The 19,663-nt window shown below is 62.3% G+C and carries 16 protein-coding genes; 12 read left to right on the forward strand and 4 right to left on the reverse strand.

What is annotated here, in order from left to right:
* The first annotated feature begins 11 nt into the window (after positions 1 to 11).
* Positions 12 to 2,135, forward strand: coding sequence for an ABC transporter permease (locus R4P64_RS32415; RefSeq protein WP_317824259.1), 2,124 nt, complete (start codon positions 12 to 14; stop codon positions 2,133 to 2,135).
* Here the strand turns inward: R4P64_RS32415 and mycP are convergent.
* The gene (gene mycP, locus R4P64_RS32420) at positions 2,132 to 3,535 is read right to left on the reverse strand and encodes a type VII secretion-associated serine protease mycosin (protein ID WP_317824260.1); all 1,404 of its coding nucleotides are present in this window, start codon (positions 3,533 to 3,535) and stop codon (positions 2,132 to 2,134) included. The two genes, R4P64_RS32415 and mycP, sit on opposite strands and share 4 nt — an antisense overlap.
* 17 nt (positions 3,536 to 3,552) lie before the next feature.
* Entirely contained in the window at positions 3,553 to 5,019 is a 1,467-nt protein-coding gene (eccD, locus tag R4P64_RS32425) for a type VII secretion integral membrane protein EccD (RefSeq protein WP_317824261.1), read from the reverse strand.
* Between the two features lie 243 nt (positions 5,020 to 5,262).
* On the opposite strand from eccD, the gene eccCa reads away from it, so the two are divergent.
* From eccCa to R4P64_RS32475, 10 genes are all read left to right on the forward strand, one after another.
* Positions 5,263 to 9,273, forward strand: a complete 4,011-nt coding sequence (eccCa, locus tag R4P64_RS32430) for a type VII secretion protein EccCa (protein WP_317824262.1) — start codon at positions 5,263 to 5,265, stop codon at positions 9,271 to 9,273.
* 20 nt (positions 9,274 to 9,293) lie between these two features.
* Positions 9,294 to 10,757 carry a type VII secretion-associated protein gene (locus R4P64_RS32435; RefSeq protein WP_317824263.1) on the forward strand — a complete coding sequence of 488 codons (1,464 nt, stop codon included), beginning with the start codon at positions 9,294 to 9,296 and terminating at the stop codon, positions 10,755 to 10,757.
* A 154-nt stretch (positions 10,758 to 10,911) separates the two neighbouring features.
* Positions 10,912 to 11,217 (forward strand): WXG100 family type VII secretion target, encoded by a 306-nt coding sequence (locus R4P64_RS32440; RefSeq protein ID WP_033231349.1) that lies wholly within the window; start codon positions 10,912 to 10,914, stop codon positions 11,215 to 11,217.
* A gap of 117 nt (positions 11,218 to 11,334) precedes the next feature.
* Positions 11,335 to 11,631, forward strand: coding sequence for a WXG100 family type VII secretion target (locus tag R4P64_RS32445; RefSeq protein ID WP_033231348.1), 297 nt, complete (start codon positions 11,335 to 11,337; stop codon positions 11,629 to 11,631).
* Between the two features lie 322 nt (positions 11,632 to 11,953).
* Positions 11,954 to 12,397 carry a 50S ribosomal protein L13 gene (gene rplM, locus R4P64_RS32450; RefSeq protein WP_033231347.1) on the forward strand — a complete coding sequence of 148 codons (444 nt, stop codon included), beginning with the start codon at positions 11,954 to 11,956 and terminating at the stop codon, positions 12,395 to 12,397.
* Positions 12,394 to 12,903, forward strand: a complete 510-nt coding sequence (gene rpsI / locus R4P64_RS32455) for a 30S ribosomal protein S9 (RefSeq protein WP_033231346.1) — start codon at positions 12,394 to 12,396, stop codon at positions 12,901 to 12,903. Before rplM ends, rpsI begins: the two co-directional genes overlap by 4 nt.
* 144 nt (positions 12,904 to 13,047) lie before the next feature.
* Positions 13,048 to 14,394, forward strand: coding sequence for a phosphoglucosamine mutase (glmM, locus tag R4P64_RS32460; RefSeq protein ID WP_233363576.1), 1,347 nt, complete (start codon positions 13,048 to 13,050; stop codon positions 14,392 to 14,394).
* Positions 14,395 to 14,518: 124 nt separating this feature from the next.
* The gene (locus R4P64_RS32465; RefSeq protein ID WP_317824265.1) at positions 14,519 to 14,836 is read left to right on the forward strand and encodes a hypothetical protein; all 318 of its coding nucleotides are present in this window, start codon (positions 14,519 to 14,521) and stop codon (positions 14,834 to 14,836) included.
* Complete coding sequence (locus tag R4P64_RS32470; RefSeq protein ID WP_317824267.1) at positions 14,836 to 16,119, forward strand: hypothetical protein; 1,284 nt, start codon at positions 14,836 to 14,838, stop codon at positions 16,117 to 16,119. The genes R4P64_RS32465 and R4P64_RS32470 overlap by 1 nt, the downstream gene beginning before the upstream one ends.
* Positions 16,116 to 16,439: a hypothetical protein gene (locus R4P64_RS32475; protein WP_317824269.1), complete on the forward strand. Its 324-nt coding sequence runs from the start codon at positions 16,116 to 16,118 to the stop codon at positions 16,437 to 16,439. The genes R4P64_RS32470 and R4P64_RS32475 overlap by 4 nt, the downstream gene beginning before the upstream one ends.
* Here R4P64_RS32475 and R4P64_RS32480 read toward each other — a convergent pair.
* Positions 16,400 to 17,257, reverse strand: a complete 858-nt coding sequence (locus R4P64_RS32480) for a chlorophyllase/cutinase-like alpha/beta fold protein (RefSeq protein ID WP_051730217.1) — start codon at positions 17,255 to 17,257, stop codon at positions 16,400 to 16,402. The genes R4P64_RS32475 and R4P64_RS32480 overlap by 40 nt on opposite strands.
* 89 nt (positions 17,258 to 17,346) lie before the next feature.
* Between R4P64_RS32480 and glmS the strand changes: the two genes are divergently transcribed.
* Complete coding sequence (gene glmS, locus R4P64_RS32485) at positions 17,347 to 19,209, forward strand: glutamine--fructose-6-phosphate transaminase (isomerizing) (protein WP_033231343.1); 1,863 nt, start codon at positions 17,347 to 17,349, stop codon at positions 19,207 to 19,209.
* A 62-nt stretch (positions 19,210 to 19,271) separates the two neighbouring features.
* On the opposite strand, the gene R4P64_RS32490 is transcribed toward glmS, so the two are convergent.
* A complete protein-coding gene (locus R4P64_RS32490) occupies positions 19,272 to 19,637 on the reverse strand; it encodes a plastocyanin/azurin family copper-binding protein (protein WP_033231342.1) in 366 nt (121 codons plus the stop codon).
* Positions 19,638 to 19,663: the final 26 nt, after the last annotated feature.

The raw sequence follows: 19,663 nt of genomic DNA on the forward strand, positions 1-19,663 counted from the left end.
GGAGTTCGACTATGACCACCACCGCATCGCCGGAAACCGAGCATCCGCCAGGCGAGCCCACGGAAGTCGAGGCTGCTGCTGCTCGAGCCCGAAAAGAGCAGATCGGCCGATATGTCGCGATGATTCTGCTGCCCTTCCTGATGGTCGGCATGATGATCACGGGGTATCTGGCCGCGATGCACGCGCCTTCCCCGAACAACATGCCGATTGCGGTGGCCGGGCCGATCCAGCAGGCCGATCAGTTTGCTGCTGCGCTCGAGGCGTCCGATCCGTCGGCCGTCGATGTGCGAGTAGTCAGTAGCGAGGACGAGGCACGTCAACTCCTCCTGGGCCGTGAGGTATCCGGCGTCGTGTCGTTGCCCGCTACGGGAGGCGACACAGCAACGGTCTACACCGCGAGTGCGGCCGGTGCTGCTCAAGTCTCGACGGTCACCGGACTTGTCGCCCCACAGGTGCTGGAGCAGGGGCTCAACGTGACGGTCGAGGATCTGGCTCCATTGCCTGCCCACGACACCGCTGGTCTGGCGGCGATGTTCATGGCCACGGCGCTCATGCTTGCGGGCTACATGCCGCTGAGTATCACGCTGTCCAACTCGCCGGAGCTGCTGCGATTCCGCCGAGTCGTACCACTTCTTGCCGGATGGTCTGCGCTGATCGCAGCGCTCGTGTGGTTGGTCACCGGCCCGATTCTCGGTGCAGTCGAGGGCCATACGGCGGCAGTTCTCGGAATCTCTTGGCTCGCTGTCTTTTCCGTCGGTTCCGTGCAGTTGTTCCTTACCCGGATATTCGGGCCGATGGCGGTTCTGGTCGGCATGCTGTTCATCATGGTGCTCGGCGTCCCGGCCTCGAACATGGGAATGTCGGTCTACACCCTGCCGTCGATCTACGCGACGCTGCACGGATTCCTGCCCACTGCGGCAACGGGTGAGGCGCTTCGATCAGTGCTGTACTTCGGCGGCGACGGTCTCAGCTCGCACCTGATCGTTTTGGCGCTCGGAGCAGCGCTTGCGCTTCTCGCGACCTTGGGCGTCGACGCGCTCAAGCGTCGTCGCAGTCCTGACGGTGGTGCGCCTGAGGTGTCCATGGCGTCGCTGACTGCTGGGCCACGTCCGACCAGCAACAAGGTTCGCTACGCCACGCTCGCGTTCTTCCCGTTTGCCATGGTTGTGCTGATGCTTTCGGTCATGCTCGGAGCGATGTATCAGCCGGCGCCCCGTGACATGCCGGTCGCTGTGGTTGCCGCCTCGAGCGAGCAAGCTGAGCAGGCCGTTGTGGGACTTGAACAGAACTTGGGCGGATTGTTCGATCTGCGTGCAGTCGATTCGGTGGACGCAGCCAGCGACCTCGTTCAGGACCGCACGGTTGTCGCAGCATACGTACTGCCGTCCGCCGATTCACCGACCGCGACCCTGATCACCAGCCAAGCTGCCGGCATGAGCCAGCAGCAAGCAGTGGCAGCTGTTTTCACGCAGGTTGCCCAGGGCCAGCAGGTGCCGCTGACCACGCAGGATCTTGCGCCGCTTGCCGATTCCGATTCCAGCGGCACGGTCAGTATGTACATTGCGATGGGCTGGATCATGTCCGGCTTCATGATCATCGTCGTCGCGAGCAGTGCTGCGCCCACGGTGATGAAGTTGCGGACTCTGCTCCCGGTGCTAGCCGGGTGGTCGGTCTTCATGTCCGCCGTGATCTGGACAATTGCCGGACCTGTAGTCGGAGCGATCGACGACCACTTCTGGCAGCTCTTCGGAACCGGAATCGTCGCGATCTTCTGTACCGCGCTGTTCACGACGGTGTTCGCACGGCTACTCGGGCTCCTCGCAGTCATCCCGGCGGTCGCAATCTTGATGTTCCTCGGGGTTCCGGCGTCTGGTGGTGCGATGTCGGTCTACATGGAACCAGAGATATTCCGAGTGCTCCACGGCATCCTGCCGATGCCTGCTGCCGTGGAATCGGTACGGTCGATTCTGTACTTCGGCGCGGACACAGTCGGGTCGCATCTGATCACGTTTGTGATCTGGGGCGTTGTCTCCTTGCTGTGCGTCATGGTCATCGACAAGGTTCGTTCCGCTCGGGCCGAAGATCTGCCCCCGGAGCACGCGGATCTGCCCCATGCTCAGCTGTCTGCTGTTTAGTGACGACGTGAACGGCGTCCTCGCTCTGCAAACACACGACGTATCGGAAACGATGACAGCAGGGCGAGGACACCGAGCGAACCTACGGCCGCGACGCCCAGGAGAGCCGCGTCGCGCGCGCGGTTGTCCGGCGGCGGCGGTACGGGCAGCGCAGCCAGAGTCGAGGTGTGGTGACCGAGCGGATAGGTTTCGACATCGCTCGGCAGCGCGGTGACGGCTGCCAACGGATCGACCACCCCATGCCCGACGTAGGGGTTCCAGCCCTCGGCCGGGGCGTGCGCCGTCGACTCGATGCGCTGAACTACCTGTGCAGCAGTGAGATCCGGGTATCGGGATCGAACCAGCGCCGCGGTTGCCGCGACGTACGGCGCCGCAAAACTTGTCCCGTTGATTGCTTGAACGGAGCCGTCCGGGCCGTACGTTCCGTTGGTCAACCCAGGTTCGGTGGGATGGAGTGACACTACTGCGGTACCGGGAGCGGCCACATCGACCCAGGGACCACCGAGGCTGAACGAACTTGCCGCCCCGTTGGGATCGACGGATCCGACGGTCAGTACGAAGTCGTCGTACCAGGCGGGGCTGGCGAGCGTGTTGACCGAATTCCACAGGTCAGCATGGGGTGTCAGCGGGCTAGGAGTGGGATTCTGGCTCTTGCAGCCGCCGGATCCGACATTTCCTGCCGCGGCCACGACAACGATGTCCTTGACGAGCGCGGCGTATTGGATTGCGGCACCGAGGCGTTGATCGTTGATACCCTCGGCTGCCGACTTGCACGCAACTTCGGAGATGTTGATGACGGTGGCTCCCATGTCGGCGGCGTGACGGACAGCCATGGCCATCGTGTCGACATTTCCGTACCCCGACGAGTTCTCGGCGATGTTCGGGTCGCCTTGGCTGCCGGCAAGGGAGTACGCCGAACTGGACTGTCGGATCGTAATGATTGTCGCGCCGGGTGCGGCGCCGGAGAAGCCTGACCCAGTCACAGGTTGAGCGCCGATCAACCCAGCGACGACGGTACCGTGGGCGTCGCAATCCTCCGTTCCGTCGGCAGCTCCCACGTAGTCGCCACCGGGTTCCAGATTGGGAAGTCGGGGATGACGGCTGACTCCGGTATCGATCACCGCGACACGCTGCCCTGCGCCGGTCGTGATCGGCCAGACCGTATCGAATGCCAAGTCCAGCTGGGCAGGAGGGACGTTGGCACCGTCGCCGCCCGACACTGCCGGGACGCACAGAGTGCGCTGTTGCGTGGCTTGCGGTGGCGCCGCGGGGCCGTCTTCGGGAAGCATCGACGGATCGACGGGTGGCGGCATCGCGCCGACAGCTACGCCTTGCCCCGCACATAGTGCGAGTGCGGCGATGGCGAGGAGTGTCGCAGTCCAGGATATTCCACGGTTCATACGTGTATGTCCGACGCTCAGAGTCCGCGCATGACCGAAAATAGATCGGTCACCCAACAGATCAGAGGCACGATCAGCGCGATTGCAGCCAAGTCGACCAACTCTGCAACCCGTCGCATCACCGGGCTGAACACCCGGTTCGGTGCGAGGATGCCGAGCACGAGTGCCAGGATGAGAACGGCCATGGCGAGGGCAAATATGACGACGGCGTCGTCTTTGTGTGACCAGATCTGGGCGCCCAGAACAACTAGCACGATGGCAGCCCCACACGCGATGAGGGGAACCGCCTGGGCGGTACCGGCAAATGTGCGTCCGCGGAGCATCAGAACGCCTGCGGTGACTCCGGCAAGGGCAAGGCCGGACCAGACGATTCCGTCGTCGGTGTGGACCGCGGCCACGCTCAGCGCACCGGTCATGGCCGTCACGGATGTCGCGACCACCAAACCGGTCAGGTAACTGCGGGCGCGTCCGGTTCGCTCGGTCAGTTCGTCGAAATTCGGCATGTCGGGTTCGGCGGCAAGATCACGAGCTTCGTCCAAGGGATTTGCCGGTACCGGCACTGGCGGCAACGGAAGCTTGGCAAGAATCATCGATAGCCGGGCCGAGTAGGCGAGGGTGATCAGCGCGAGTGCGATGGCGACTGCGCTTATAGTTTCCAGCGAAACGCGCGGCAGCAGCGTTGCTGCCGCAGTAGCTGCGGTTGCGGCCAACGAGATGCCGAAAAGTGCTGTGAATGTGGCTAACCCGACGCCGCAGAGGCGCAGGCATAGTAAAGCGACCGATGCGACGAGCACGGAACCCATAAGAAGGTGTGGCGCCTCTAGGTCGTCGGGCACGGCAAGGAGACCAGCCGTGAATGCAAGTGGAATGCCGGCGCAACCGAGGACCAGTGCGCTTCCACTGTCGTGGTAGACGCGGGCTGTCACGATCGACGCAATGGTCAGTAGAAGGGACGTGATGAAAGCGCAAGTGGCACCCGATATTCCGGTTGCGCCGACAATCAGCGCGGCGGAGCCGAGCAACGATGCGAGGACAGCGATCACAGAGCCGGTGATCCGTGCGGCCAGTGGTGTCCACCGCCGGTAGGTCTGCGCGTCGGTGGCGGCGACGGTGTACATGATGTCGTCGAACAACGGCGGTGGAGCGGCAGCGTCCGCGGCTTCGAGAACGAGTAGTTCTCCGTCACGGATTCCATGCTCGTGAAGGGAGAGCGTGCCCGACAGCGGTGCGCGGCCAACCTTGGCCAGTGTCCAGTCCGTCGGTTCGAATTGTTCGGATACGGTGTCGAAATCGTTGGAGCCGCTGTGGCTTCGAATAGTGTCGACTATGCCGGGAATGACCAGTACGAGCGGAATGCGCAGCGGCACTGCGAGATCGACCTGCGAATGTGCCGAGAGAACTGTCAGTCGACACAGCTCTGCCGACGGTGCGCTACGACGATCACCTGGCGCCGCCGGCGCCGTGTCGGTTGTCGACATGCTCATGAATCAACCCCACTGTTCACTGTCGAACCCCACCCTTCGACGCGATTCCCCGTTCGCGTCCCCCTTCTTTATCGGAACCATACGACACCGGACTGGGAATTGCTGCCGCCACTGCTCCAGTGGAACGGTTGCGCTCGAAGGTCTTGTCGGCCCGATGGGTTAGTGTCTTCTCGTTGCGTGGACTTTGTGCCGTGGGGGCGGTCCGGTTGATGTCGGACACATCGCAGCGCTGTAGGGGGCGAAGTGAGTACAGTCAGATTTTTGCGTCGGGCTCGGCGTGAGGCGCCGCGGGCGCCAGGCGGCGAGGTGACGTTGCAGGCGCCGCCCGAGATCCCTCGTGCGACTCCTGGCAATCTGCTGACCAAATTGCTCCCGGTGGTGATGGTGGTGGCAATGATCGGCATGGTCGCGTTGATGTTCACGTCGGGAATGGCGCGAAATCCCATGTCCCTGTTGTTTCCGATCATGATGATGGTCTCGATGCTCGGGATGCTGGCCGGTGGGGGTCGTAGTGGTGGCGCGCGGACCGCCGAGGTCAACGAGGACCGTAAGGACTATCTTCGTTATCTCGATCAGTTGCGTCGTGATGTCGACGAGACCGGGCAGGCGCAACGTCGGGCACTCGAATGGAGTAGTCCGCAGCCGTCGTTGCTGTGGACCCTGGCAGGCACGTCACGCATGTGGGAGCGTCAGATAACGGACCCCGATTATTGTCACGTGCGTGTCGGTCTCGGCAGTCAGAGACTGGCGACTCGTCTGATCTCGCCGGAGACCGGACCGGTTGAAGACCTCGAACCGGTTGCATCCGTGTCGCTTCGACGATTTGTCCGTTCCCATTCGGTGGTCGAGGATCTTCCGACTGCGGTATCGCTGCGGGGGTTCGCCTCGATAGCGCTCGAAGGTCAGCGGGACGCGGCGAGGTCGTTGGTCAGGGCGATGTTGATGCAGTTGTGTACTTTTCACGGTCCTGACATATTGCAGATCGCTGTGGTGCGTGGCCCCGATACTCAGGTCGAATGGGAATGGGTCAAGTGGTTGCCGCACACGCAGCACCCGGAGGCATATGACGGGGCGGGCGCGGCGCGGATGGTGTACGGCTCCTATCTCGAGTTGGAAGGTGCTCTGGGTGAGCAACTTTCGATGCGAGGCCGCTTCTCGCGTAACGCGCCCGCATCGTCAGGTGTGCCGCATGTCGTCGTTGTCGTCGACGGCGGATTGCTGGAAGGCGATTCCGGTCTGTTGACGGGAGCGGGTCTGGATTCGGTGACGATCCTGGACCTGTGTGGTTTCTCGTCGTCGTTGTCGGCCAGTCGTGGTTTGCGTCTGGTGGTCGCTCCCGATCAAGTGGGCGCGGTCAGTAGTGCCGGCGTCGAGAAGTTTGCGCGCCCTGATTCCGTCTCCACGACTACCGCCCAGACCTTCGGCCGACGGATGGCGCCGTACCGTGCTGCTTCACAGAACGCTGTCGATTCGGGGGACGACGACACGGCGTCGCGCTCGTGGAGTCAGATGCTGGGCATCGGAAACGCTGCGCGGTTCAACCCGGAGCATGCGTGGTTGCCCCGCCAGGGACGTGATCGACTGCGGGTGCCGATCGGTGTCGGTGCCGACGGTCAACCTGTCGAACTCGACCTCAAGGAATCCGCTGAGAACGGAATGGGGCCGCACGGTTTGTGCATCGGGGCAACAGGTTCGGGAAAATCGGAGTTTCTTCGGACGATTGTGCTCGGTTTGATCGCGACACACTCGCCGAACGCCCTCAATCTCGTCCTCGTGGATTTCAAGGGCGGGGCAACCTTCCTCGGTCTCGAAGAGGCACCGCACGTTGCGGCCGTCATCACCAACCTTGCCGAAGAACTGGCCATGGTGGACCGAATGCGCGACGCACTTGCCGGTGAAATGAACCGTCGTCAAGAACTCCTCCGGGCCGCGGGAAACTTCGCAAATGTGTCGGACTACGAAAAAGCCCGGATGGCGGGTGCCGCACTCGACCCGCTGCCTGCCCTGTTCGTCGTAGTGGACGAGTTCTCCGAATTGCTCAGTCAACAACCGGAATTCGCTGACCTCTTCGTGGCGATTGGCCGGCTAGGCAGATCGCTGCACATCCACCTGCTGCTTGCCAGCCAACGTCTGGACGAAGGGAAATTGCGTGGGCTCGACAGCCATCTGTCGTACCGAATCGGCTTGAAGACATTCTCCGCCAACGAGTCTCGGACCGTGTTGGGGGTCCCCGACGCATACTATCTACCCGGAAATCCAGGCGCCGGATATGTGAAAGCGGATTCTGCCGAGATCGTGCGCTTTCAAGGCGCGTACGTCTCCGGACCCTACGAGGGTGCGAGGATTGCGCCGACGCGACTTGCGACGGAACAATCCGTCGGTCTCGCTCCGGTGTTGTTCACCGCTGCGACGGTGATCAGTGATCACCTCCCGGAGGATGTGGTGGAGCCGGACTTCGTAGATATGGGGGAGGCAGGTGACGAATCACGAACGCTCATGGGAGTTCTCGTCGACAGGATCAAGGAGTACGGTCCGCGCGCGCACGAAGTGTGGCTTCCTCCGCTCTCCGAGTCTCCGACGCTCGATCAGCTTCTTCCGCGCGCCGTGTCGCGTGATCCGAATCTGCCCCGTGGGAATCTGAGTGCAGCGTTCGGAATTGTCGACAGGCCGTTCGACCAGCGGCGCGACCCACTTGTCGTCGACCTCAACGGGTCGACCGGAAATGTAGCGATCGTCGGCGGCCCGCAGTCGGGGAAATCGACGGCACTGCGGACCCTGATCATGGCGTTTGCTCTGACACATACCGCGGAGCAGGTGCAGTTCTATTGTCTCGATTTCGGCGGCGGAACCTTGCTGGGACTGCGGGACCTTCCGCACGTCGGTTCGGTGGCAAATCGTCTCGACCAGGACAGGGTCCGGCGAACAGTGGCGGAGGTTTCGACGGTAGTGCAGCAACGGGAGCGACTCTTCCGTGAACTCGGTATCGACTCAATGGTCGAATTCCGGCGACTGCGCACTGCCGATCCCCGCGGAGTTGGTGTCGCCGCCGGCCTCGAACGCGACAGGTTCGGCGATGTCTTCCTGGTGATCGACGGGTGGCCAAGCGTTCGTTCCGACTTCGAATCTCTGGAAGGGCCGATCAGTATCCTTGCGGCGCAGGGATTGTCATTCGGGGTTCACGTCATGGTCACCGCGCCGAGGTGGGCAGATATTCGGCCGGCATTGAAGGATCAGCTCGGCACGCGGATTGAACTTCGCCTGGGTGACCCAGGAGACTCCGACGCGGGGCGCCAGAAAGCGAATCTGGTTCCGGAACGTCATGCGGGGCGCGGTATCACTCGTGAAGGCCTGCACTTGTTGACCGGGCTTCCGCGTATGGATGGTATCTCCAGCAGCGTAGAACTGAGCGCCGCGGTATCTGATTCGGTGATGCGCATCGCGGCTATGTCGACGTCCCGACCCGCTCCACCAGTTCGGATGCTCCCTGAATCATATACGCGTGCAGAGCTTCTCGCGTCCGTCGGAGACAGGTGGCCGCAGGCGAGCGCGGGTGACGGTCGGTGTCTGCGGGTACCTGTCGGGCTGGGTGAAACCGACCTCGAACCTGTCTACATGGACTTCGCGGAGCATCCGCACCTCCTGATATTCGGCGATACCGCCTGCGGGAAAACGTCGCTGCTCCGCGGCATAGCCGAAGGGATCATGGCGTCGAACACACCGGCGCAGGCGAAATTGATCATCGGTGACTATCGCCATTCGATGTTGGGTGTGGTCGACGGCAATCACCTCGGTGGATACTCGGCCTCAGCGGCGACATTCGGTGAACTGATGGCGGACCTTGCTCGGATCGTCGGCGGAAGAATGCCGAATTCGGATACGACGCAACAACAACTGCGAGAACGCTCGTGGTGGTCGGGACCGGAAATCTACGTGATCATCGACGACTACGACCTGGTGGCAACATCCACCGGCAACCCGGTGGCGGCATTGCTCGAGTTCATTCCCCACTCGAAGGACGTGGGGCTGCATCTGGTGATCGCCCGACGATCCGGCGGGGCAGGGCGCGCACTGTTCGAACCGGTGATTGCCCGGATCCGCGACATGGCACCTGCCGGCGTCGTGATGAGTGGCAGCCGCGACGAAGGGAATCTGGTTGGCGCCGTGCGTGGTTCCGAGATGCCGCAGGGGCGGGGTACGTACGTGTCTCGGTCGCAGACCCAGCTGGTGCAGCTACCGTGGATGCCACCGCTGTGACATCGGGTCACACGTTGTCGGTGTCTGTTCATATAGGTTCGTCCAACGCGTGGTCGGCAACCGGGCAACGCGAATTCTGTTGCAGAGTCGACACCGAGCAGCATTCGTCGCCGGCCGCCGCGTTGCCTGCAGTCAATCCGCTCGATTTCATCGACGACAACTACATGGAGATCGGTGGACGAATCGCGCCTACCGATCTCGAACTGGTGCACTTGATTTTGCACACCGTGCAAGGTTGCGGTCTGGCAGATGCGGATGTGCTGTACCTGAGCTATCCGACCGAGTGGGGAAATACCCGAAAGGGACGGTTGCTCGACGCTGCGCGCCAGGTCGGGTACGACGTTGTCCTGGTCCCGACCGCGATTGCGATTGCGCGCGCCACCCGGGGGAGCTGGCGAGCGAGGTGCATCGTGGTGGAGATCCGCGGTGGTGACGTTGTCGTTTCGTGTGTGCGCGATTTCGACGGAGACGTCACGCTCATGAACACCCAGCGCAGAGCACTGTCGGAATTGCCGCAACTATTCGGTGAATTCGAGGAACTGACAGTTCGGGACTCTGTAGTAGTTGTCGGGCGACATTCGCATTCGATTGCGTCGTCCTTGGAGCGTGGGTCGCGAAGCATTCACGGCTATGCGAGCGTGCGTGTTCTCGACGAGAGTCGGATCGTGCGAGCGATCGTTGATCCGCGGGTGCGTCTGGAGTCGGTCACAGCAGAAAATTCGGCGGGTCGGGCTGTGGACAACTCGGCATTCGGAGATCGGTGGGTGCCGCCGTCAAGGCTGGTCACGCCAGCCGATTCGGGTGTCCGCCAGCGCCGATGGTTGCCAGCGCTGGCGGTGTCAGTCGTTGCTGTCGGACTGCTCGGGGTGGGCGTGGCGGTCGCGACCGGGCGAGGCAGCGTAGAAGGCACTGCGGTCGAAGGTACTGCGGTCGAAGCCCGAACTACTGACGGTGAGTCTGCCGATGTGGTGCCGCCGACCGCACAACCGACCACACTGGGGAGTGCCCAGCCGAGCACGCTGGTGCCTTCTACTACGTCGGCCGTGGCGACGACAACAATCCCGCTCGCCGGTGGCAACGTGAGCGTTGTCGTGCCGGCGGGGTGGGCGCCCGATCGCGGCGGATCGGCCGCAGGACGGATGGACTTGATTCCGGCGTCTGGGAATGATCGCAAAATCGTCATCGTCGAGAAGGAGCTCCGTGCAGGCGTCGAGTTCGACGCGGTCGAGATCGATCTGCGTGAGCAGCTTTCGGCGATAGAGGATCCACTCCGCTTCGGAAACCTCGAGTCCACTGTTGCCGTGGACGGACGAAAGGTTCTGTTGTACAGGGAATTTCCGGATGGATATTCCGAAGTTCGGTGGCAGGTATTTGTCGAACGTGGCAGGCAGGTGAGTATCGGGTGCCAGTACCTCGTCGGTGAATGGGACGCGTTCGAGCCGGAGTGCGTTCAGATCGTCGAATCACTGTTGTTCGTGAATTGACCGCGCGAAATTTCTTTCCGAACCGCCGGAACCGTCGGCGAGTGCGCGGCGTCCAAGTATGTGTAGCGCACATCAGGTACTTGTTGCCGGCGAAGGTCCGCCGGATGTGAGCCACCGCCGACACCGCGCATGCACATCACAACCAGGGGGAAACATGGGCTTTACCGCAACTACCGCTGAATTGATCAGTTCGGCGAATGTCATCAACGGCCATTTGGGCGACATCAGAGGACTGGTGAATGCTGTTCGATCCGAGGCGGAGGCGTCGAGCGGTTCGTGGAAGGGCAGTGCGCACACCGAATACGCCGACATCATGGTGCGCTACAACAACGCTGCCATGAAGCTCGATACGGCGCTGGGCGATATCTGTGAGCAGATCAAGCAGTCGGCCGGAACGTTCGACAGCGCAGAATCCGACAACGTGAGTTCGTTGCGCGGCGCGACCGTCAACATGTCCTGAGTGCTCTGAATCAGGCTCCGCGCAAGAACATTCGGTGAGTCGTCTGAGATCGTCCCGGATGCGACAGACATACAGAGATCAGATTCGATACGGACATAAAGTGGAACGGGAGTGGTTATGAGCGAGAACATGATCAGGTACGACTTCGGCGGACTTGCCATGTTGTCTGACGAAATGAAGCGTCAGGCGCAGGCGATCAACGACAAGCAGGGCGAGATCAAGGTTGTTGTCGACAACCTGCAGGCGGGATGGGAAGGTGCGGGTTCTGAAGCCTGGAACGACGCTCAGCGTCGGTGGGGGCAGGCGTCGGAAGAGCTGAACATCGTGCTGGCTCAGATCGCCAACGCAACCGCGAGTGGTTCCGATTCGATGCGCGACGCCGATCGCGCCGCCGCGAACGGCTTCGGGCGCTGACTTCACGTCGCATGTGGCTTTCCGTTTTCTACCCCGACGAGCATCGGTCGTCGGGGTAGAAAGCTCTTGTATGAATGCTGCCAACGGTAGTCCGGACTCTCTTTGACCGGAGACGGTTGATACCGGTATCGTCTATCGGTGGCGTGCCGTAGGCCTCCGCATGTTGATGTCCGGATGTTTGATCGTGTGTTCGACTGCACGTTCGATTCCCGGAACTCGATGCGCAGGGTCCAGCGGTTCTCGGGTCTCAACTGGCCGCCGAGAATTGTCTATGCGATACGCACATGGTCAGCAGTGGAATGAATTAAGACGAGGAAGTTCTGTGTCTACGTACACCCCGAAGGCCGGAGATGTGACCCACACGTGGCACGTCATCGACGCCACCGACGTGGTGCTGGGCCGTCTTGCCGTTCAGGCAGCGACCCTGCTGCGCGGTAAGCACAAGCCCACCTACGCTCCGCACATCGATGGTGGCGACTTCGTCGTCGTCATCAACGCCGAGAAGGTTGCCATCAGCGGCAACAAGCTCGTTGGCAAGAAGGTCTACCACCACTCCGGATTCCCGGGTGGCCTGAAGTCCCGCACCGTCGGAGAGGTCCTCGACCGGACCCCCGATCGCCTCGTGGAGAAGGCCATCGTCGGCATGCTCCCGAAGACCAAGCTTGGTCGCGCGATGAGCAGCAAGCTCAAGGTCTACGCGGGCCCGAATCACCCCCACACCGCGCAGCAGCCGGTGCCGTTCGAGATCAAGCAGGTCGCACAGTGACATCGCCGGAAGAGCAGAACGTGACCGAAGAAAACATCGAGGCAGTGGAAGAATTCGCCGCCGAAGCAGTCGAGGTCGTCGAAGAGGTTGCAGCGGCTACGCTGGCACCGATCGTCATCGATCGCCCGATCCAGACCGTTGGTCGTCGTAAGGAAGCGGTCGTCCGCGTCCGCATGATCCCCGGCACCGGCCAGTTCAAGCTCAACGGCCGCACCATCGAGGATTACTTCCCGAACAAGGTGCACCAGCAGCTGATCAAGGCTCCGCTGGTTACGGTTGAGCGTCCCGAGTCTTTCGACATCGTTGCACTGCTGCACGGTGGCGGACCGTCCGGTCAGGCAGGCGCGTTGCGTCTGGCTATCGCTCGTGCGCTCATCGAGGTCACCCCCGATGATCGTCCGGCACTCAAGAAGGCCGGCTTCCTGACCCGTGACGCTCGCGCAGTCGAGCGTAAGAAGTACGGACTGAAGAAGGCTCGTAAGGCATCGCAGTACTCGAAGCGTTGATGCTTCGCCGAGGTTGACCGGCTGGTCTGCTTCGGCACCTGTTCGACTCGAGAGCAGGCGTCCATCGTTACCGGACGCCTGCTCTTGTGTTTTTCGGGAAAGATATTTCACAGAACTCGCACAAGATATTCAGGGAGTTGTTCGATGGGGCGGTTGTTCGGAACTGACGGTGTGCGCGGCTTGGCCAATGGTGATCTGACGGCGGATCTTGCGCTGCGATTGTCGATAGCGGCTGCGCATGTTCTGGCAGCTGAATCAACCGGTGGTGGCACCCGCCGCCCGACCGCGGTCGTCGGACGCGATCCTCGTGCGAGCGGTGAAATGCTCCAGGCAGCTGTCACGGCGGGGCTGACTTCGGCCGGCATCGACGTCTTGGATGTCGGCGTTCTGCCGACACCAGCGGTTGCCTATCTGACTGGTTTGTTCGATGCGAGTCTCGGCGTGATGATCTCCGCCTCTCACAATCCGATGCCGGACAACGGCATCAAGATCTTTGCCGCGGGTGGACACAAACTCGACGACGATGTCGAGGCCGCAATCGAGGCCGCCATCGACGGTGGTGTGGCGCCGAAGTTGCCGACCGGCGCGGGTATCGGGCGAGTACGCCCGGTCGGTGATGCCGCTGCGCTCTACTTGCAGCATCTCGGCACCGCTCTGACGCAGCCGCTCGACGGCCTGACCGTTGTTGTGGACTGCGCAAACGGGGCAGCCTCCGAGGTCGGCCCGGCGGCCTATCGGGCTGCGGGTGCGACGGTGATCGCGATCAGCGCCGAACCGGACGGCCTCAACATCAACGACGGTTGTGGATCCACTCACCTGGAGAATCTGCAGAAAGCAGTGGTCGAGCACGGCGCCGATCTTGGTCTTGCCCACGACGGTGACGCCGACCGTTGCCTCGCCGTCGACGAGACCGGGGCAGTGATCGACGGCGACGTGATCATGGCGGTGCTGGCGGTGGCGATGCACGAATCCGGAGAATTGGTCGACAACACACTCGTGGCGACCGTCATGAGCAACCTGGGTTTGCACCTTGCGATGCGGGCAGCGGGTATCGACGTGGTCACAGCAGCGGTCGGTGACCGCTATGTGTTGGAAGAACTTCGTACCGGCGGATACAGCTTGGGCGGCGAACAGTCCGGACACGTGGTGTTCCCCGGATTCGGAACAACCGGAGACGGCGTGCTCACCGGACTTCGATTGCTGGCCAGGATGGCGCAGACGGGTAAGTCGTCCTCGCTGCTCGCCGCAACGATGACGTCGCTTCCGCAGGTCTTGGTGAATGTGAGGGTGGAAGACAAAGCAGCAGTTGCCGCAGCGACCTCGGTAATGGCAGCGGTCGCCGATGCCGAGCGTGTGCTCGGTGACGCCGGCCGTGTTCTGCTTCGACCTTCCGGTACCGAACAATTGGTGCGAGTCATGGTCGAAGCTGCGGATCTTGGTGTGGCACGCAAGCTTGCCGACGAGCTGGCAGAAACCGTCGCAGCGGTGTAACCGCATGTAGCGTGATCGTCCGGGGGGGAACTGAATTCTCGTGGGAACGACCCACGGGGTTCGTGCGTCCAAGTAGTCATGGACCGCCGGATCTTTCGTGCGGCCGGGCGAAACGGAGTTCCGCATGGATATCGACCACACTGCTACCGATGAGCTCGAGCGTCGGACAACGGCGCTTGCGCAACAGATGGGTGTCACTGCACGAACGTTGGAATTTGCCGAGTTCTCGGGCGAGTGTGCAGGCCGGGATTACGTCGAGTGTGGCAACACGCTAGCTGCTGCGCTGGGTGGGTTCCGGATACGGATGGTGGAACGTGCCCAGTTCGTCGAGGCTCTCGGCGCGCGTATCGGCAGTTCGACCCGAGCAATTGCGGATGTCGATCTGGGGTTGGCGGATCAATTGCGAATGCACAGCCGCGAGTATCCGAAGTCAGGTTTCTGATGTCGAGTCGCGACGCGGTTACGTCGAGCTCTGCTGCCGATGCTGCGGAATTGATTATTGCGCAACGCAATTCGCTGTCTATTCCGGACGATATTCTCGACGCCGGTAGTGTCGGATTGGATTTCTTCGAGCGTTTTCACGACGCGGCCAGTCGTCTCGGTATCGAAATGCGACCGCTGGGTACCTACGACGAGATGTATCGTGCCGAATCGGGAATCGATCTGCAGGCTCTGCACGCTGACGTGTCGACGATGTCCCTTGCGGCGGAAGCGTCGTCGCGCGATTCGCAGGACTTCGCGGTCCTGTCCGAGTCGCTCGCGGAGATCTGGAATGTCGAGGCTGTGGACGACGTTGCCGGACGAGTGCGCGACGAGCAGCGAAGAGCGGAAGTCGATGTCGAAGCCATGCCGTTGCTGATTTCCGTCGCCGACGAACTGGCAGGAATCGTTCGAACTGCCGTGGTGGACAAGGCTTTCAAGGTTGCGTCGCTGAATCGAGAAACGATCGGCGGTATCGATGCGCAGCGCATCGATCAGCTGGTGGACGTGAGCACGCAGCAAGGGGGCGTCGACGCAGTTGCCAAGGCTGCCACGTGGTTTGCGCCGTTGTCGGATGAGCAATTCAGAGCAGTACGATATGCCGCGCCGGTCGATCAGATCGAAACTTGTAGAGCAGCAGCAGATCTCGTCAGACCTTGGATCGATCAGATCTTCAGGCCTGTGTACGTGGATACCCGCGACGAGTTCGACCGCGCCTGCGAGCAGGCCCGGGTGGCTCTGACCGACGCTTTCGGGGTTGCCGCCGGTATCGTCTCCGAACTGTTTCCGGTCGAGAGTGAATCTACCGAAACGCGGCATTCTTCAGTTCCGGCCGACGCAGCGCAGACATCCGTGCCGCAAGCAGTCGAACCGTCGGGGGACAGGGTTGCACCTGCACTCGAGTTGGCGGTCGGTGCAAATACCTGGGGGTTCTCGCTCGCGCCGAACGGACGTGGGGTCAGTCTTGAAGTTCGTGACCTGTCAGGGGAGTCCGTCACTGTCACTGTGGAATTGGACGAGCACGGCTGGCCGAGAATCGCGGTGGAGACGGATGCCGCTCCCGTAATGTCCGAGGCGCCGGAACCCGCGCCGCAGCCGTACCAACCCCCGAATCCAACTCCAGTAGACACTGCGCCGTTAGAAGACCCTGCGCCGTCAGAAGACCCTGCACCGCCAGAACACCGTGAGTCGCTGAACGAACCGATCGTGACCGGAGCCGAATTAGCCGGGGCGGGGCCGATATGAGTTTGTCGCAGTTCGACGCCGTCAATGCGGCCATGGATTCGCAACTCGCCGAATTTCGCATGCGACGATCTGCTGCCGAACGTGACCACCAACAGCGGTGTGCACAATTCGGCGAATTGTCTACCGGTGTGAAGGAGTTCGGGCGTTTACCCTTCGAACAGGGCGCGTTTCTGCGATCAGCGTCCGCGTCGATGCCCGGCGACACTGCGATGCCTGGCGACACTGCGATGCCTGGCGACACTGCGAAGTCCGGCCAGCCGGTACGAGATTCGAGTGCTGATTACCGGGAAACTGCCTGGCTCCGGCGAGCGTCGGACTGAGAGTGGGTGTCGGACTGAGTATCCGCGTCGAACATGGGCGAGGTGTGCGGGAATTCGGTGTCCTGATCGGCAAATGCTTCGTAGCGCTTGTCGCCGGTCAGGTGGAATAGAAGGAATCCCGTCAGCAGGCAACGCGTCGTGGCCTGTGTTTTGCGTTCGGAGCCGCCGAGGCCCAATGCTCCCAGAAGGCGACGCCCTTCGATGAGACCAGCATCCTGGGCGTCGTCGACGGTTCGCCCGATTACGGGTCCGCCCCATTCGCGGGTGAGCGGGCGGGCGTTGCTGGTGAGTGAGTCGACGTCGTCCTCGCCGGCGAGGATCAGCCCGGGGGCTGTGATCTTGGACGCGTAGTTCTCGGCTTTGGGGGCGGTGGGTGCGGGGAAGAGCGCGGCGACGGCGGCGACGTTTCCACGTTGTGCGGCTGCGAGGACCGCGGCACCGGCACCCATCCCGTGTCCGGCAAATGCGACGTGGTCAGGATGAACGCTGATCTGCCCGGGACCGAGTCGGACGCCGACGCAGATGTCGAGGGTCGAGCGCAGGTCTGCGGCCAATCCGAGGTGCGAGGGGACGGGGCCACGCTCACTTTCGGGTGCTGCGGCGACAATTCCCCAGGAAGCGAGATGCTGAAGTGTTTGTTCGTATTTGTGCGCACCGACCATCCAGCCGTGCCCGAAGGCGACGGCGGGGAGATTGAAGCCCGTTTCCGGGGTGTAGACGACTCCTGGTTGACCGGCCAGAGCGAGGTTGCCGCGCAGAACGCGGTGCGGTCCGCGCTTGGACAGCTCACGGGTCAGTGCCTTCAGTTTCGGTGCCACGGATCAAGACGTTATCCGATGTGGCCGTCGGCGTGCCCTGGCAACCGCAGAATGCGCGTGCCACGGGTGTCCAAGTACCCTGATTCACCATGTGCGGAATCGTGGGATACGTCGGCCACCGCCCAGCTCTGGGTGTCGTGGTGGAGGCTTTGCGGCGAATGGAGTATCGCGGCTACGACTCCTCGGGAATCGCGATTCTCGACGGAGTGGGTGGCGTTGAGATCGAGCGTAAGGCCGGGAAGCTGGCCAACCTCGAAGCTGAGTTGGAAGAGATCGGTGCGGACAGCTTTGTCGGCTCAACGGGCATGGGTCATACCCGGTGGGCTACACATGGTCGACCGACCGATCGGAATGCCCACCCGCATCGCGACGCGAGTGGGAAGCTTGCGGTGGTCCACAACGGCATCATCGAGAACTTCGCTCCGCTGCGTGCTGAGCTCGAGGCTGCCGGCATCGAACTGCTCAGTGACACCGATACCGAGGTAACGGTCCATCTGGTGGCGCGTGCGTACGCAGAGGGCCCGACTGCGGGTGATTTCGTCGAGAGCGCGTTGTCGGTTGTCCGTCGTCTCGAAGGCGCGTTCACGTTGCTGTTCACGCACGCCGATCATGCGGACACGATTGTCGCTGCGCGTCGTTCGACGCCGTTGGTGGTGGGTGTCGGTGAGGGCGAGATGTTCCTCGGTTCCGATGTGGCGGCGTTCATCGAGCACACACGCGACGCGGTGGAACTCGGTCAGGATCAGGCGGTGGTGATCACCGCGAACAGCTACCGGATCTCCGATTTCTCCGGCAACGAAGCGCAGGGGCGCCCGTTCCAAATCGACTGGGATCTTGCGGCTGCCGAAAAGGGCGGTCACGACTACTTCATGCTCAAGGAGATCGAGGAGCAGCCGACCGCAGTTGCGGATACGCTTCTCGGGCACTTCGAGAACGGCAAGATCGTTCTCGACGAGCAGCGGTTGTCCGACCAGGAACTGCGCGACGTCGACAAGGTTTTTGTCGTGGCCTGTGGCAGCGCGTATCACTCCGGTTTGTTGGCGAAGTATGCGATCGAACATTGGACTCGGCTTCCGGTCGAGGTGGAGCTGGCGAGCGAATTCCGTTACCGGGACCCGGTTCTGGACCGTTCGACGCTGGTTGTTGCCATCTCGCAGTCCGGCGAGACCGCCGATACGCTCGAAGCCGTCAAGCATGCCAAGGATCAGAAGGCTCGGGTTCTCGCGATCTGCAACACCAACGGCGCGCAGATCCCCCGTGAGGCGGACGCTGTTCTCTACACGCGGGCGGGACCGGAAATCGCCGTCGCGTCCACCAAGGCATTCCTGGCGCAGGTGACGGCAAATTACCTTGTCGGGTTGGCCCTGGCGCAGGCGCGCGGCACCAAGTACCCGGACGAAGTTGCCCGTGAGTACGCGGACCTCGAGGCGATGCCGGCTCTGGTGAGCAAGGTCATCGAGAACGCGGAACCGATCCGTGAGCTGGCTCGCACGTTTGCGCATGCGTCGACGGTTCTGTTCCTGGGGCGGCACGTTGGGTACCCGGTTGCGCTCGAGGGTGCGCTCAAGCTCAAGGAGCTTGCGTACATGCATGCCGAGGGCTTTGCGGCGGGCGAGCTCAAGCACGGGCCGATCGCGTTGATCGAGGAGGGCCTGCCGGTCATCATCGTCATGCCGTCGCCGAAGGGCCGTGCGGTGTTGCACTCGAAGTTGGTGTCCAACATTCAGGAGATCAAGGCGCGTGGTGCAACGACGATCGTGATCGCCGAGGAAGGTGACGACGCAGTACGTGCGCACGCGGATCACCTGATCGAGATCCCGGCGTCGCCGACCCTCTTGCAGCCGTTGCTGTCCACGGTACCGCTGCAGATCTTTGCCGCGGAGGTGGCTGCGGCACGTGGCTACGACGTCGACAAGCCGCGTAACCTGGCGAAATCGGTTACCGTCGAATAGCTTTCGGTGAAATCGGTGAGGCCCGCAACCTTCCGGTTGCGGGCCTCACTGTTGCCGAAAAGTTATTGAACGATCACAGTGCCTCGCATGTCGGGGTGCGGTGTGCAGGTGTAGTCGTAGGTTCCGGGTTCGTCGAAGGTGGCCGTGTAGGTGCCCGACTTCTTGAGCGGGCTTCGGAGCAGGCTTCGGGCACTGCCGATGCCTTTGACGTCGTGGGCCATGCCTCCGTCGTCGAACACCCAGGTGACCGTGTCACCCACGTTCACGGTGATGGATGCGGGGGAGTAGGCCATCCCGGTGACGGTGACGACGGGGCCACTCAGCGTGGTTTCGGGCGCACTAGGGGTGGAATCCGTGCTGGAACTGCACCCGACGAGGCCGGCGGTGAGCACGAGGCCCGCGAACATCGGGACGAGACGTGATTTCATGGTTCCGAGGGTAGCGACTGGCAAAC

Source organism: Rhodococcus sp. IEGM 1366 (assembly GCF_033142425.1).
GTDB classification, from domain to species: domain Bacteria; phylum Actinomycetota; class Actinomycetes; order Mycobacteriales; family Mycobacteriaceae; genus Rhodococcus_F; species Rhodococcus_F globerula.

Coding starts and splice junctions, on each gene's coding strand:
- eccD (WP_317824261.1), bottom strand. CDS start 5,019: ATGAGCATGTCGACAACCGACACGGCGCCGGCGGCGCCAGGTGATCGT.
- mycP (WP_317824260.1), bottom strand. CDS start 3,535: ATGAACCGTGGAATATCCTGGACTGCGACACTCCTCGCCATCGCCGCA.
- glmS (WP_033231343.1), top strand. CDS start 17,347: ATGTGCGGAATCGTGGGATACGTCGGCCACCGCCCAGCTCTGGGTGTC.
- R4P64_RS32415 (WP_317824259.1), top strand. CDS start 12: ATGACCACCACCGCATCGCCGGAAACCGAGCATCCGCCAGGCGAGCCC.
- R4P64_RS32445 (WP_033231348.1), top strand. CDS start 11,335: ATGAGCGAGAACATGATCAGGTACGACTTCGGCGGACTTGCCATGTTG.
- R4P64_RS32470 (WP_317824267.1), top strand. CDS start 14,836: ATGTCGAGTCGCGACGCGGTTACGTCGAGCTCTGCTGCCGATGCTGCG.
- glmM (WP_233363576.1), top strand. CDS start 13,048: ATGGGGCGGTTGTTCGGAACTGACGGTGTGCGCGGCTTGGCCAATGGT.
- R4P64_RS32440 (WP_033231349.1), top strand. CDS start 10,912: ATGGGCTTTACCGCAACTACCGCTGAATTGATCAGTTCGGCGAATGTC.
- R4P64_RS32465 (WP_317824265.1), top strand. CDS start 14,519: ATGGATATCGACCACACTGCTACCGATGAGCTCGAGCGTCGGACAACG.
- R4P64_RS32490 (WP_033231342.1), bottom strand. CDS start 19,637: ATGAAATCACGTCTCGTCCCGATGTTCGCGGGCCTCGTGCTCACCGCC.
- R4P64_RS32475 (WP_317824269.1), top strand. CDS start 16,116: ATGAGTTTGTCGCAGTTCGACGCCGTCAATGCGGCCATGGATTCGCAA.